15 protein-coding genes are annotated in these 14114 nt (G+C 34.9%); 9 read left to right on the top strand and 6 right to left on the bottom strand.

Going from position 1 to position 14114, the window contains the following annotated elements; genetic code table 11:
• Nucleotides 1-105: 105 nt before the first annotated feature.
• Nucleotides 106-591, top strand: coding sequence for an AI-2E family transporter (locus BP18_RS07900; RefSeq protein ID WP_029277288.1), 486 nt, complete (start codon nucleotides 106-108; stop codon nucleotides 589-591).
• Nucleotides 592-912: 321 nt separating this feature from the next.
• On the opposite strand, the gene BP18_RS07895 is transcribed toward BP18_RS07900, so the two are convergent.
• Together BP18_RS07895 and BP18_RS07890 are read right to left on the bottom strand one after the other, a co-directional pair.
• Nucleotides 913-1662, bottom strand: coding sequence for an NAD-dependent epimerase/dehydratase family protein (locus BP18_RS07895; RefSeq protein ID WP_029277290.1), 750 nt, complete (start codon nucleotides 1660-1662; stop codon nucleotides 913-915).
• 82 nt (nucleotides 1663-1744) lie between these two features.
• Nucleotides 1745-1942, bottom strand: coding sequence for a CsbD family protein (locus tag BP18_RS07890; protein WP_029277292.1), 198 nt, complete (start codon nucleotides 1940-1942; stop codon nucleotides 1745-1747).
• 248 nt (nucleotides 1943-2190) lie between these two features.
• Between BP18_RS07890 and tsaB the strand changes: the two genes are divergently transcribed.
• The 4 genes from tsaB to tsaD are packed head-to-tail and all read left to right on the top strand — an operon-like array spanning nucleotide 2191 to nucleotide 5007.
• Nucleotides 2191-2913, top strand: coding sequence for a tRNA (adenosine(37)-N6)-threonylcarbamoyltransferase complex dimerization subunit type 1 TsaB (tsaB, locus tag BP18_RS07885; RefSeq protein ID WP_029277294.1), 723 nt, complete (start codon nucleotides 2191-2193; stop codon nucleotides 2911-2913).
• Nucleotides 2897-3472 (top strand): ribosomal protein S18-alanine N-acetyltransferase, encoded by a 576-nt coding sequence (gene rimI, locus BP18_RS07880; protein ID WP_029277295.1) that lies wholly within the window; start codon nucleotides 2897-2899, stop codon nucleotides 3470-3472. Before tsaB ends, rimI (BP18_RS07880) begins: the two co-directional genes overlap by 17 nt.
• A gap of 11 nt (nucleotides 3473-3483) precedes the next feature.
• Nucleotides 3484-3957, top strand: a complete 474-nt coding sequence (gene rimI, locus BP18_RS07875) for a ribosomal protein S18-alanine N-acetyltransferase (RefSeq protein WP_035050575.1) — start codon at nucleotides 3484-3486, stop codon at nucleotides 3955-3957.
• Between the two features lie 30 nt (nucleotides 3958-3987).
• On the top strand, nucleotides 3988-5007 hold the full coding sequence (gene tsaD / locus BP18_RS07870) for a tRNA (adenosine(37)-N6)-threonylcarbamoyltransferase complex transferase subunit TsaD (RefSeq protein ID WP_029277299.1): 1020 nt from the start codon (nucleotides 3988-3990) through the stop codon (nucleotides 5005-5007).
• A 291-nt stretch (nucleotides 5008-5298) separates the two neighbouring features.
• Here tsaD and BP18_RS07865 read toward each other — a convergent pair whose 3' ends face one another.
• Nucleotides 5299-7245, bottom strand: coding sequence for an ABC-F family ATP-binding cassette domain-containing protein (locus BP18_RS07865; RefSeq protein ID WP_029277301.1), 1947 nt, complete (start codon nucleotides 7243-7245; stop codon nucleotides 5299-5301).
• Nucleotides 7246-7563: 318 nt separating this feature from the next.
• Here BP18_RS07865 and BP18_RS07860 point away from each other — a divergent pair, with 318 nt between their 5' ends.
• Nucleotides 7564-8205 (top strand): redox-sensing transcriptional repressor Rex, encoded by a 642-nt coding sequence (locus tag BP18_RS07860; RefSeq protein ID WP_029277303.1) that lies wholly within the window; start codon nucleotides 7564-7566, stop codon nucleotides 8203-8205.
• A gap of 24 nt (nucleotides 8206-8229) precedes the next feature.
• Here BP18_RS07860 and BP18_RS12450 read toward each other — a convergent pair whose 3' ends face one another.
• Nucleotides 8230-8388: a DUF4305 domain-containing protein gene (locus BP18_RS12450; RefSeq protein WP_231549472.1), complete on the bottom strand. Its 159-nt coding sequence runs from the start codon at nucleotides 8386-8388 to the stop codon at nucleotides 8230-8232.
• Nucleotides 8389-8465: 77 nt separating this feature from the next.
• Nucleotides 8466-9125, bottom strand: coding sequence for a CPBP family intramembrane glutamic endopeptidase (locus tag BP18_RS07855; RefSeq protein WP_029277304.1), 660 nt, complete (start codon nucleotides 9123-9125; stop codon nucleotides 8466-8468).
• A 354-nt stretch (nucleotides 9126-9479) separates the two neighbouring features.
• On the opposite strand from BP18_RS07855, the gene groES reads away from it, so the two are divergent.
• On the top strand, nucleotides 9480-9764 hold the full coding sequence (gene groES / locus BP18_RS07850) for a co-chaperone GroES (RefSeq protein WP_029277305.1): 285 nt from the start codon (nucleotides 9480-9482) through the stop codon (nucleotides 9762-9764).
• 50 nt (nucleotides 9765-9814) lie between these two features.
• On the top strand, nucleotides 9815-11440 hold the full coding sequence (gene groL, locus BP18_RS07845; protein WP_029277306.1) for a chaperonin GroEL: 1626 nt from the start codon (nucleotides 9815-9817) through the stop codon (nucleotides 11438-11440).
• A gap of 92 nt (nucleotides 11441-11532) precedes the next feature.
• On the opposite strand, the gene BP18_RS07840 is transcribed toward groL, so the two are convergent.
• Nucleotides 11533-11853, bottom strand: coding sequence for a hypothetical protein (locus tag BP18_RS07840; RefSeq protein ID WP_231549455.1), 321 nt, complete (start codon nucleotides 11851-11853; stop codon nucleotides 11533-11535).
• Nucleotides 11854-12243: 390 nt separating this feature from the next.
• Here BP18_RS07840 and BP18_RS07835 point away from each other — a divergent pair, with 390 nt between their 5' ends.
• Entirely contained in the window at nucleotides 12244-14079 is a 1836-nt protein-coding gene (locus BP18_RS07835; RefSeq protein ID WP_035050572.1) for a DUF342 domain-containing protein, read from the top strand.
• The last annotated feature ends 35 nt before the right edge of the window (nucleotides 14080-14114 follow it).

Below are 14114 nucleotides of genomic sequence, written 5' to 3'. Positions count from 1 at the left end.
ATTTTTTTGTATGATTAAAGATACTACTCAAGTTGGATTACAGAATATGATGAATCTCGTACAATGAAATAAAGAAATAAATAAATGGAAAAAGGAGGGATGACAATGGAAGATATAAAAGAAATTTTAGTTAAATCGATAAAAGGGATTAAGGGTTATTTCAAAGCAGAATTAAAATTAGCGGCGTTAACATTTATTCTATTATGTATTGGATTTTTTATCATAGGAATGGATTACTGGGGAATAAAAGCTCTAGGAGTAGCAGTAGTCGATATTATCCCTATTTTAGGAAGTGGAATTATCATGATTCCTTGGGCACTTGTTCACTTCTTAATGGGGAATACAACTATTGCGTGGCAATTAGGCTTGGTCTATATCATTATTACCGTGATTCGCCAAATTGCTGAGCCTTTTGTGACAGGTAGAGAAATTGGGGTAAGACCGCTTTACACATTCATCTCAACAATTGTCTGTCTGCTTATTTTTGGTCCTTTTGGAGCATTAATAGGTGCAGTAGTAGCAATCGTCATAAAAGCTATTTATGAAGTGAAAATGATTCGGAAAAGTGAGTACAATGATTGGGAAAATTAGGGGGTGTTTTAAAACTAGTTTATCACGAGAAAAATAGCTGCGATAGGCCGAATCAAAATTGTTATCTGTTTGAGTAGACGCAATAAGCCCTCATTCGACCAACTCAAAGTCGTTTTCCATTTGAGTAGAAGCAATGAGTCTTTATTCGATCACCTCAAAATCAATTTCTATTTGAGTATGCACAATAAGTCCTCATTCGACCAACTTGAAGTCATTTTCTATTTGACCAGACGCAATGAGTCTTAGTAGTTTTTCAAACACGTCCTAATTAAGAAATGGCTTCGTTTCTCTCTTAAGGGAGTAACGAAGCCATTTCTTTAGTTAATCATTCTTGAAATACCCATACAGATTAAATCCATTATCTTTTGGATGGTAGCCAATATCCACTCTCGCTTGATCGATATCTAAACGGGTAAAAGTGTTATTGGAAATGCCATTGGCTAATAAGAAAGGTTCTTTCAACTGAGCTGTTAAACAACAGTCAATAAGATGGCACATATCTCTACCAGATAAATAATTTGCCATGGCCTCTGGTGCATCTAAAGCAGGTTTATCGTTTTCTTTGAAGTCTCCAATTCGAAGACCAATCGATTCTAGACCAGTTGTAAAAGCGTAATGACTTGCTAAACCTTCTAGGTAAACTTTAGATACACCGTATAAGTCAGCAGGTCGAACCGGGTCATTTGTAGCTACTTGAACATTTTGCGGATAAGCATCGACAGCATGAATTGAGCTGGCAAAAATAATTCGTCTAACAGAGTCATTTTTTGAAGCTTCCATATAAAGATTATGAGGAAGTTTGTAATTCAAATCTAAAAGACTGTCGTAAAATTCAGCATCTGGACTGGGGTCTCCAGCTAATTGGATGACGTATTCAATTCCGTTTAATAGACCTTTCCAATTAGCCAAAACAGATAAATCCAATTCTTTTATGACCGTACCTGCCACAAGTTCTTTGTCAGAATTAGAGAAATCGATATCCACTAAAGTTAATTCATGGTTGTTTTTTAAATGAGACGTTAACACTTTTCCAATTGTTCCAGTCGCTCCAGTAATTAAAATTTTAGCCAATTGATTGCCTCCTTAGAAAAAAATTTAAGTTAAAAAGAGTACCACGTTAGCAGTACTCTTTAGGGGGAAACAAAGTTAATTCTTACTTATTGTTCTTATCATTAAACTCGTCTTTTGCTTTACCGACTTTTTTTTCTACTTCGCCTTTGGCTTTTTGAGCTTTACCTTCAGCTTGTTTACTGTGATCGTTTGTTGCGTCACCGTATGAGTCTTTAGCTTCACCGACAACTTTATCTTTAATACCTTTAGCTTTATCTTTCATTCCGTTATCTTTATCCATGAACAATTCCTCCTATGAAACTAGATTTTTTTACGGCGATAATTTTATCTGACCAAATAAATCACGTATAGTATTGAATATTTGGAAAAATGATAAGAATTATCTTTACAAATAAAGCATAACTTCTTAGAAATAAAAAATCAACTAATACGCTTTCAGAAGATTAGTCAAAAATTAGGAATTTAAGTTTTCAAGAGATATGTGCTAAAATAAAGCTAGAATTAAGTTGGACAAAAAGGAGCCGTTTCATGAAGGTATTAGCAATAGATACATCGAATCAAGCAATGAGTATTGCGGTATTAGATGATGAGAAAGTTATAGGAGAAATCACAACAAATATCAAACGTAATCATAGCGAACGCTTAATGCCTGCTATTGATGAATTAATGAAGGATGTACAATGGCAACCCAGTGACCTAAATCGAATAGTAGTCGCTAAAGGGCCAGGCTCATATACAGGTTTACGAATTGGTGTCACGGTTGCCAAAACGTTGGCTTGGACTCTAGGAGTTGAATTAGTGGGTATTTCTAGCTTGAAAACCTTAGCTGGAAACTGTGAATCTTCACCGCATTATCTTGTGCCTTTATTTGATGCTCGCCGTAAAAATATTTATACGGGTTTATACCAATGGCAAAATGGGGAATTGATTCAAATCGAAGACGACAAACACATTTCGGCTGAACAGTGGGCTGAATACTTGAGTAAAAAAGAAGGAACATTTGAATTAATTGGCGAAGATCAATCTTTATTTAAAGATACATTTGAACGTTATTTAATGAACCGGGTGTATGAAGCTCCATTAAAAGACAACCTTCCAAAAGCAAGTGTTTTAGGCTTATTAGGATTAAAGGAAGAAACTGTGGATGCTCACATGTTTACGCCTGATTACTTGAAACTAGCAGAAGCGGAGGAAAATTGGCGCAAAGAACATCCAGATCAACTGGAGGAAGCGTATGTTGAAAAAATTTAAGCAGTGGTTTAGTAATGAAGAAATTGATTCGCTTATACGCCCTTTTTTTAGCGGGAATTTAGCTAAACGGGCAAGACTAGAGCGAGAAATGATTCAGTTGAATGACGGTTCTTTTTTGAAAGCATCAATCGCGTCAGTATCAGATATTTCAGATATTTTAGAAATAGAAACACTTTGTTACAATGGTAAAACACCTTGGAATAAAAAAGCGCTAGAACAGGAAATGAAAACCAATAACCGGGCTATTTATTTGATTGTTCGGGAATCTAATAAGGCTATCGGGTTTATTAGTGCATGGTTAGTAGAAAAAGAAACCCATATTACAAATGTAGCTGTTATTCCAAATTATCAAAAACAAGGAATCGCTACGTTCTTGATTTCTGAACTGCAAAAAATTTCTGAGCATGAAGGTATGCAAAAAATGAGTCTAGAAGTTCGTATTTCAAATGACACTGCGCAACGCCTATATGCTGAGTTGGGGTTTCAAAAGGGAAAAATAAAAATAGATTACTATACTGGTGATAAAGAAGATGCACTGGAAATGAGTAAATTTATATGAGGATTTGAGTAATGGATAATCAGTGTACAGATCGAGAATTTTTTTTTTCGTTTAATCAAAGTTCAGCATTAACCGAACAGGAATTGTATCAATTAGCTGAAAATAGTTATCCACATGGAAGTCCGTGGTCTGTTGAAATTTATAAGAGCGAATTGACAGGAACTTATAATGAATATGGGATTGCTTTACAAAAAAATAAAAAAATAGGATTCATCGGTTATACGCTGCTTTTTGATGAAGCTGAAATAACAACATTTGGTATTCTGACGCCATTTAAAAATCAAGGAATTGGTCAGTTGTTTTTGCGCTCTTTTATAGAATATTTAAAAGCCAAAAAAATAAAGAAATTATTTTTAGAAGTCCGAGAGCAAAATAAAGCAGCTATCGCTGTTTATAAAAAACTAGGCTTTGAAACGATTGCTGTTCGTAAAAACTATTACCATGGTCCAGTAGACCATGCCTTGATTATGCAATTGAGCATATAAAAAGAGTTCATTAGAGAAAGAGTGAAAAGTATGTCTGCAAAGAGAAATTTAATTTTAGCTGTTGAATCGAGTTGCGATGAAACAAGTGTGGCTGTAGTTGAAGATGGAACGATCGTTCATTCAAATATAGTTGCGTCACAAATAAAAAGTCATATGCGTTTTGGCGGTGTTGTTCCTGAAATTGCCAGTCGACACCATGTTGAACAAATTACCCAATGTATCGAAGAAGCCTTAACGGAAGCTAAAGTTGGCTATGATGACTTATCTGCAGTAGCGGTTACTCAAGGCCCAGGTTTAGTAGGCGCTCTTTTAATTGGGGTTAATGCAGCGAAAGCTGTTGCGTACGCTCACCAATTGCCCTTGATTGCTGTCAATCATATGGCAGGACATATTTATGCTAATCGATTGGTTAAACCGCTTGTTTTTCCACTTCTAGCGCTGGTTGTTAGTGGCGGTCATACTGAGCTGGTTTACATGAAAGAAGATGGGGACTACACAATTATTGGGGAAACCAGAGACGATGCAGCTGGGGAAGCTTATGATAAAATTGGACGAGTACTAGGTTTGCCTTATCCAGGTGGAAAGAAAATTGATGAGATGGCCCACCTTGGAGAAGATACCTATCACTTTCCAAGAGCGATGCTAAAAGAAGATAATTATGATTTTAGTTTCAGCGGACTAAAAAGTTCTTTTATTAATACTGTTCATAATGCTAACCAAAAAGGTGAACCCTTAAATGATATCAATTTAGCTGCTAGTTTTCAAGCAAGTGTGATTGAAGTATTGGTTTCAAAAACGCTTAGAGCAGCTAAAGAATATGATGTAAAACAATTGCTTTTAGCAGGAGGAGTAGCTGCAAATAAAGGGTTACGTGATACTTTTACAAAAGTAATGGCTGAAGAATTGCCAGATGTAGAAATGATTATTCCACCTTTGTCGCTCTGCGGGGATAATGCAGCTATGATTGGAGCAGCTGCATCTATTCAATACCAAAAAGATCAATTCACCGATTATGCGTTGAATGCTAAACCAGGATTAACTTTTAATTAAAGCAAAAAATGGTTATTCAACAAATACTGTGGATGCTTTTAAAAAATTTCTTATGGAATAGACGGATTCGCTTGTATAGAGCCCTGGTACCGTTTTAAGCCTAAAATCTAAAGAGCTTTCATGCCTCGAACACATCGTTAACGCTGTGTCATTCGCATTAAATACTTTACAGGGCTACAAACAATCCTATTCCTCTAGAAATTCAATTTTTCACATGAACTCAGCTATCAATGGTAAAAATTAGCCCAAAAAAAGAAATTGGATTATTCCAATTTCTTTTTTTGAGCTATTTTATTGCAAGTCTTCTAATTGTAGACTTTTTTCTTCCCATTCATGAACTAAATTGTTCAATTTCTCTTGAGCAACGTTAATTTCTACATTTAATTCTTGCACACGCAAATGATCTCCGAATACTTCTGGATCAATTAATTGGGTTTCGCAATTTGTAATAATCGTTTCAAATTCTTCCATTTCTGATTCAATCGCTTCAATTCGACGCGTCAATTGGCGTAGCAACTTTTGCTCTTCTTTATTGATTTCTCGATTTGCTTTGATCGTTGGTACAGGTTCGCTTTTGTCTGTTTTTGCGGTCTCAGCTTCAGCTATCAAACGCAACTCTTCTTGTTCAGCTTTCTTCTCAATGTAATAGTCGTAATCTCCTAAATAAAGGGTACTGCCATTTTCAGAGAGTTCAATGATGGTTGTCGCAATTCGGTTAATAAAGTAACGGTCATGAGAGACAAACAACAATGTCCCATCAAAATCAATTAAAGCATTTTCCAATACTTCTTTACTGTCGATGTCTAAATGATTCGTAGGCTCATCCAACATGAGGAAATTGTCTTTATTCATAGCCAGTTTAGCTAAAGCCAAACGTGCTTTTTCACCACCACTTAAGGATGAAACTGATTTTTCAACATCTGCCCCGGAAAATAAGAAACTGCCCAAAATAGAACGAATGTCTTTTTCAGGAGTCGTTGAGTGATCATCCCAAAGCTCTGCTAGAACCGATTTAGTTGAATTCAAATCAGATTGCTCTTGATCATAATAACCCAATAATACATTTGTACCCATTTGTTTTTCACCTTGGATTAGTGGAAGTTGTCCAATGAGTGATTTTAACAACGTAGATTTTCCAATTCCATTTGGTCCAACTAACGCAATAGAATCATATTTGCGCACATCTAATGCAATAGGACTAGATAAAATAGTATCGTCGTAACCAATTGCACCATTAGTTAAAGACAATACCACATTGCCACTTGCTTTTTCTGATTTAAATGAAAAACGAGCTGATTTTTCGTCTCCTTGAGGCTTATCAATCCGGTCCATTTTTTCTAGCTGTTTCCGTCTGCTTTGCGCTCTTTTCGTTGTTGATGCACGAACTAGGTTACGGTTGACAAAATCTTCTAATTTAGCAATTTCGCCTTGTTGTTTCTCGAATTCTTTCCATTCTTGCTCAAGTTGTGCCGCTTTAAGATCTAAATACCTTGAATAATTTCCTTTGTAATGAGAAATCTTTTTACGGCTAATCTCATAAACTTCATTTACGACTTTGTCTAAAAAGTAACGGTCATGAGAAACAATCAGCAATGCTCCTTTGTAAGATTGCAAATAGCTTTCCAGCCAGCTTAATGTTTCGATATCTAAATGGTTTGTTGGCTCATCAAGAATCAGTAAGTCTTTCTTTTCTAATAATAATTTTGCTAAAGCTAATCGCGTTTTTTGGCCACCCGAAAGTTGGTTGATTTGTTTAAGATAATCTTCTTCATAAAAACGAAAACCATGTAAGACAGAACGAATCTCAGATTGATATCCGAAGCCGTTTTCCTCACGAAAGCGGTGCTGAATCTGGTCATAGCGATTTAATGTTGCGTGGTATAGTTCTTCATTAGAAAGCAGCTCTGGATCTCCAAGTTGTTTTTCAATAGTACGCAAATCTTTTTCAAGTTGGATAACAGGTTCAAAAACCAGTAACATTTCATCCCATATAGTTCTTTCAGAGGCTAAACCAGTATTTTGAGCCAAATACCCAATAGTGACTTGTTTGCCTTTAACAATTTTTCCAGAGTCAGGTTGCTCGATATCTGCAATCATTTTTAAAAGAGTCGATTTACCTGTACCATTTCTTCCAACTAAAGCGATACGAGAGTTTTCTTGAATTTCTAAATAAATATTTTCAAACAACACTTCTGCTCCAAAATAACGGGCAACATGTTGTGCTTGTAATAGAATCATAGTCTTGGTCCTCATTTCATCATTCTCAATAGTAGTTTAGCATAGATTTAGTTCAAGGGAAATTACTATCCATTATAGGCTAACTTTTCAGAAGTGAATTCACAAGGATTCATGTGAATTTTAGTAATATAACTAATAGTAAGTATATGAAATTATAAAAAAAACAAAAAAAGTGGTAGTAATATAATAGGGAAGTGATATAATAATACCGTTCACTTGAAAAAAGATTGTGAAGGAAAATATATAATTGTTTGCTTGTGAAATTTGAAACAGCAAATCAATTGAAGAAATTTGATTATAACTGATGGAGGAAAAAGAATGGTAGAAAAAAAAATACCCAATGCAACGGCTAGGCGATTGCCTATTTATTATCGCTATTTGCGATTCTTACACGATTCCGGAAAAGTACGTGTTTCTTCAACTGAATTGAGTGAGGCTATTAAAGTAGATAGTGCAACAATTCGAAGAGACTTTTCATATTTTGGTGCTTTAGGAAAAAGAGGATACGGTTATGATGTTGAGGATTTGATGAACTTCTTCAGCAAAACGCTTAAACAAGATCGCTTAACAAATGTTGCTCTAATTGGAGTAGGGAACTTAGGACATGCTTTATTGAACTATAACTTCCATCAAAGCAATAATATGCGGATCAGTGCCGCGTTTGATATAAATAAAGAAATCGTAGGTACCATTTTAAGTGGTGTTCCTATTTACCATATGGATGATATGATTGAACAACTGAAAGTTCAACAAATTGAAATTGTTATTATCACGATTCCATCAAATGTAGCACAAGAAACAACTGACCGATTAGTTGAAGCAAATGTAAGAGGGATTTTGAACTTTACACCTTTTAGAATCTCTGTACCAGACACTGTGAGAGTTCAAAACGTTGATTTAACAAATGAACTTCAAACATTGATTTATTTCTTAGATCATTACAAACCAACAGAAGAGTAATTAAACAAAAAGGAAACAAACCGATTAAGGTTTGTTTCCTTTTTTTAGTTTGAAATAAATTTCAAGGATTTTTGAAGCTCTAACAAAATAACTTGTCGAAAACAAAACATAGAGGATAGAAAAAAATGTCCAGCCTGAGTTGCCAACAGAATCAACAGCAAACCAGATGAACACTCCTGACATCAAGTAAGTGAAGATAACTTGTATTATAAAATTCCGTTTATTTATCAAATGAAAATTCCTTTCTAATACTTAGCAAGCTATTGTAAGAAGCTTGTTAAGAGCACAATTGTGTTCATAGCGACGTGCGCAATGATTGAAGTTGCTATATTTTTTGTTTTACTATACAAGAAACAAAAAACAAAAGCCATAGCAGAGTAAAGTAAAATATGTCCATCAAAGTGCATAAAAGCAAAGATAAGCGAACTAATCACTGCTGCACCGATACCGCCTGTAAGATCATATAAGGAACCAAAAATGACTTTTCTAAAAACGAATTCTTCCATAATGGGTCCCATAATTGAAACGATGATCATATAGATAGGGTAACTTTCTACAATCACAAGAATATTTTGAGTATTCGCAGAGTCTATTGGAAGCCCCAATACTAAAATTTCAATAATATTTGCGATGTATTGTGCTAAAAGTACGAGTGGTATTCCAACAATGATTCCCCAATAAAGAATGCTTTTTAAAGGTAACGAAGGACTTAACGTCAACGAATTTCGGATAGTAGATTTTCGATTGAGTATAAGCATAGCGATGGCTCCTAAAGAAAAACTAACGATTGTTCCGTAAATTGAAGCTTCTGTTTGGAAGTCTTTTGGAGTTGCTGAAATGATAAATACTGGTAAAAATTGAGCAATTAAATAAAAAACAATAATTAAAATAGATGTGTGACTAGTGATCTTTTTTATCATGATCAATACCTTCTTTTTTTCGAAATAATTGAGTCTCTTTTTTACCCAGTTTAGTGATAGTTCTATTTATTAGACGTAAAAAGCTCTCTAATGAAATAGTAACAACTGCTAAAATTTAGATAAATTGAAAATAACTTCATTTTTCAGTATACCATAAAAGAGTGAAAAAGAAATCCTACTTCTATAGAAGACAAAGATTACTTTTCGATAAAAGAGGTTCCAACTAAAAAGGGATTGGAAGCGAGATAAAAATTCTTGCATTCTTTTCTATATTTGTTATGATAAAGAAGTAGTTTAGCACTTGAGTTGTCTGAGTGCTAAAACAGAAGAAATAATTTAAACGGAGGGATTTACGTGTTAAAACCATTAGGAGATCGTGTCATCATTGAAGTTGCTAAGGAAGAGGAAAAAACAGTCAGTGGGATTGTTTTACCGGGTTCAGCTCAAGAAAAACCTCAAACTGGTTCAGTAATCGCTGTTGGGGAAGGTCGTGTTTTGGAAAACGGCTCAACAGTAGCATTGTCAGTACATGTAGGCGATACTGTGTTATTTGAAAAATATGCTGGAACAGAAGTGAAATACGGCGGTAAAGAATATTTAGTGGTAAAAGAACACGATATCGTTGCAGTCATAGATTAAATATAACGAGTAAAAACTTGAACAAACTAAATTAATGAGGTGAAGGAAAAATGGCAAAAGATATTAAATTTTCTGAAGACGCACGTGCATCAATGTTGCGTGGTGTAGATATTTTGGCAGATATTGTTAAAGTAACATTAGGACCCAAAGGAAGAAACGTTGTTTTAGAAAAATCTTACGGCTCACCATTAATTACAAATGATGGCGTTACGATTGCTAAAGAAATTGAACTAGAAGATCATTTTGAAAATATGGGAGCACAATTGGTTTCAGAAGTAGCTTCTAAAACAAATGATATAGCTGGAGATGGTACAACAACAGCGACTGTTTTAACACAAGCTATCGTTCGCGAAGGTTTGAAAAATGTAACAGCTGGTGCTAACCCAGTTGGAATCCGTCGCGGTATCGAAATGGCGACAAAAGTTGCTGTAGATGAGTTGCTTGCTATTTCTAAACAAGTTGATTCAAAAGAAGCAATCGCTCAAATTGCATCTATTTCTTCAGGAAGCAGTGAAACAGGAGAATTAGTTGCAGAAGCAATGGAACGCGTTGGAACAGACGGTGTTATTACAATTGAAGAGTCTAAAGGAATCGAAACAGAATTAACGGTAGTTGAAGGAATGCAATTTGACCGTGGATATCTTTCTCAATACATGGTAACCGATAATGATAAAATGGAAGCTAATTTAGAAAATCCATATATTTTAATCACAGATAAAAAAATCTCAAACATTCAAGAAATCCTTCCATTATTAGAACAAATTTTACAACAAGGGCGCCCATTGTTGATTATTGCGGATGATGTGGATGGTGAAGCTCTTCCTACTTTAGTCTTAAACAAATTACGTGGAACATTCAATGTTGTTGCTGTTAAAGCTCCAGGATTTGGCGATCGTCGTAAAGCGATGCTTGAAGATATTGCTATCTTAACTGGCGGAACAGTTATCACTGAAGATTTAGGTCTAGAATTGAAAGATACAGCTATTGATCAATTAGGGCATGCAAGCAAAGTCGTTGTAACAAAAGATGCAACAACAATTGTTGAAGGTGCCGGTTCTGCTGAATCTATTTCACACCGTGTATCTTTATTGAAAGCTCAAGCAGCTGAAACAACTTCTGAATTTGATAAAGAAAAATTACAAGAACGCTTAGCTAAACTTTCTGGTGGAGTTGCCGTTATCAAAGTTGGAGCAGCTACTGAAACAGAATTAAAAGAACGTAAATTGCGTATTGAAGATGCTTTGAATGCAGCTCGTGCAGCTGTTGAAGAAGGAATTGTTTCCGGTGGTGGAACAGCCTTAATCAACGTTCAACGCAAAGTTTCAGAAATTGAAGCAACAGGCGACGAAGCAACAGGGGTTAAAATTGTTATTCGTGCTCTTGAAGAACCGGTTCGCCAAATCGTGACGAATGCTGGTCTTGAAGGTTCAGTAATCGTTGAAAAACTAAAAGGCGTTGACTTAGGCGTAGGGTACAATGCAGCTACGGATGAATGGGTAAATATGATTGATGCTGGTATCATTGATCCAACTAAAGTAACACGCTCAGCTTTACAAAATGCAGCAAGTGTTGCAGCCTTATTGTTAACGACTGAAGCTGTTGTTGCTCACCAACCAAAACCTGATGCTCCAATGGGCGGAATGGGAATGGATCCTGGAATGGGCGGCATGATGTAAGCTCACCATTTTAAAACGAATAAATAATACAAAAAGAGTTCAGACAAGTGTCTGAACTCTTTTTGTATGGAACTCGTTATTCCAATGAGTGTTTATTCAAATTCTAAATCATTCATCATTTCATCTAAGTTTTCTAAAGCTTCATTTTTTTCGAAAAACTCTATCCAAGCTTGATAGGGATCAGCAGACTTAGTATTGATCGTGATTTTAAATTTATCATAGATACTTCTAACAATGTCTATCCACATTCTATTAACAGCCCGTTCTAATTTTGCTTCATTCCATCTTTTTGCAGGTGGTCTTCTAGCGTTCCTTCTCATTTGGTCTTCCATAGCTTTTTCAAAAAAGATGTCTTTACTTCCTAAATTTGCGTCTAAATATTCTTCGAATTCTTTAAAATTCAATTTTATCACCTTTCTAATACTCGTTTTTTAAACCTTCATATTTAGTTCTACTCATCTAACTCATTAGAGAAGTTACTATCACTATCGTCGCCTACAGCTAAATTAAACTTCTTCAATCCTTTGCAAATTTCTCAACAAGGATAGTAGGTGTCTTTAATCATACCATAAAGCATAAAGCAATAGAAAGCTAACAGGAATTTAAAAAAACTAATTAATAAAATAAGCTACAAAAAAGCTATCGTGTTCCATGTTTTTTCAAAGAAAGAGTCATAAAGTAGAAATTCTGTGTGGAAAAAATTAAGAAATTGGATAAGGTATATAGAGAAGCCTAAAATTGGTATATTTCGAATGGGAAATAGGATATACTGAGAAAGATACTGAGAATGGAGGCGTTTACTTATGGAGGGCGAAATAGTTAAGGGAAAAGTAGAGAAATTGATTGATTACCAAGGCTTTGCTAGCTACAAAAAGCAATTATTAAAGGGGAAGATTTGGATAACTAACGGGGTAGTATACGTGAAAGATGATCCGGGAGTTTTCCCTACATTGCAAATTGATAGTGCTTTTTTGAATGAAATAATAGTGACAAAGAACGGGAAAATCATGACGGAGGATATGTTGGCTATTTCTGAAAAAGATGATATTTCTATTGAGGTCATAAATGGAAAGGTATTGCCAAGATGCATTGTGACAACAAATGAACAGCAATTAAAAGCTTATATTGAGGTTGAGCCTGGATATGAGATAACGAGAAAAATAAAGAATGCTCTTTTAGCAAGAAAAGTAACGTTAACAGTGGAAGAAAAAAAAACAATTACTGAAAAAGTCAGTATAGAGGAAATTCGTCAAGCTTTAAGAGAAGCCAATGTCTTTTATGGGATTAGAGAAGAAGTGATTATCATGGCATCTCAAGCTGAAGAACCAATCATATATGAAGTAGCAACAGGTATACCTCCACAAGATGGGAAAGATGGTTTTTTAGAAATGAAAGTCGATTTGAACATTAAAAACTTATTGTTGGAAGATGAAAGAGGCAACATTGATTTTCGAGAGAGTAGTGAGATACCGATTGTGGAAACAGGTGAACTATTAGGAATTATTCATCCTCCACAACAAGGAAACACGGGTATCAGTGTTACCAATCAACCAATTAAACCCAAATCCTTGAAGTCCATTACTTTTTATTCGGAAAATGGAACAAAGTTGCATGGAAACCGTATCGTTGCGACTAGGAGTGGAAGACCACGTATCTACCAGAAGGATCATATTGTAAAAGCAGCTATCATTCCTAAATTTATCCAAAAAGGAAATGTTAATCTCACTACAGGAAATATTCACTTTTTTGGAGATGTAGAAATAAAAGGAGAAGTAGAGGAGAATATGGTTATAGATGCCGGAAGTAATGTAATTGTTCATTCATCTATAAGGAACTCTACTGTGACAGCACTGAACTCGATTACTAGTGGTGGAAACAGTGAAAATTCTATTCTTTCTGTTGGTGAAAAGAATACCGTTATCGTTCAACTTGATTCTTACCTAAGGACGATTACCGAACAGTTAGAAGAGATGTACGAAATTTTATCGCAAACTGCTAAGTCCGCATCATATAAGAATAGTGAATCGAAACAAAGTCTAAAATCTATTTTTAAATTTTTACTTCAGCACAGTTTTGTTAAATTTACTGATGTTGCGAAAAACTACATAGAACTTGTTTATCAAGAAAAAGATTTCTTAAAAAAAGAATGGCAAATTACAGCAGAACAATTAAAAAACTTATTATTTGAAGTTTTTCAATTAGATATCACCTTAACTCAAATTAAATTATTGATATCGCTGATGCATACTATCCAAGAGATGAATCTGCTAGATTTAGAAGAAAGTAAATTTATTTATATTGCAAGTGTGTCAAATAGCACTTTGTTATGTAATGGAGATATCCATGTTTTTGGTAAGGGCTGCATAAATACTACAATAGAAGCTCAAGGTAAAGTAGTAATTGGTGGTTATTTACGAGGGGGAAATATTACAGCAAAAGAAGGCATTAAAGCCAATGTTGTTGGATCAACTGGAGGAGTGAAAACGATTCTTTCTGTACCAGCAGGTAGTACCGTTCAAATTAAAAAGGCTTACGGGGGGACAACAGTACATATCGGATATAAACAACTAACTTTAATGGACATAAGGGAAAACATTACTGCATATTTAGATGTAAAGGGCAATTTGGTATTGAAATAAAGCAAAATGAATCGGCTGGGATAAAAAATATTTCT

The sequence above is a fragment of the Carnobacterium jeotgali MS3 genome (assembly GCF_000745125.1).
In the GTDB taxonomy this organism is placed as follows: Bacteria; Bacillota; Bacilli; order Lactobacillales; family Carnobacteriaceae; genus Carnobacterium_B; species Carnobacterium_B jeotgali.
The sequence above is the reverse complement of the archived record's forward strand: the minus strand, read 5'-3'. Positions and strand labels throughout refer to the sequence as shown.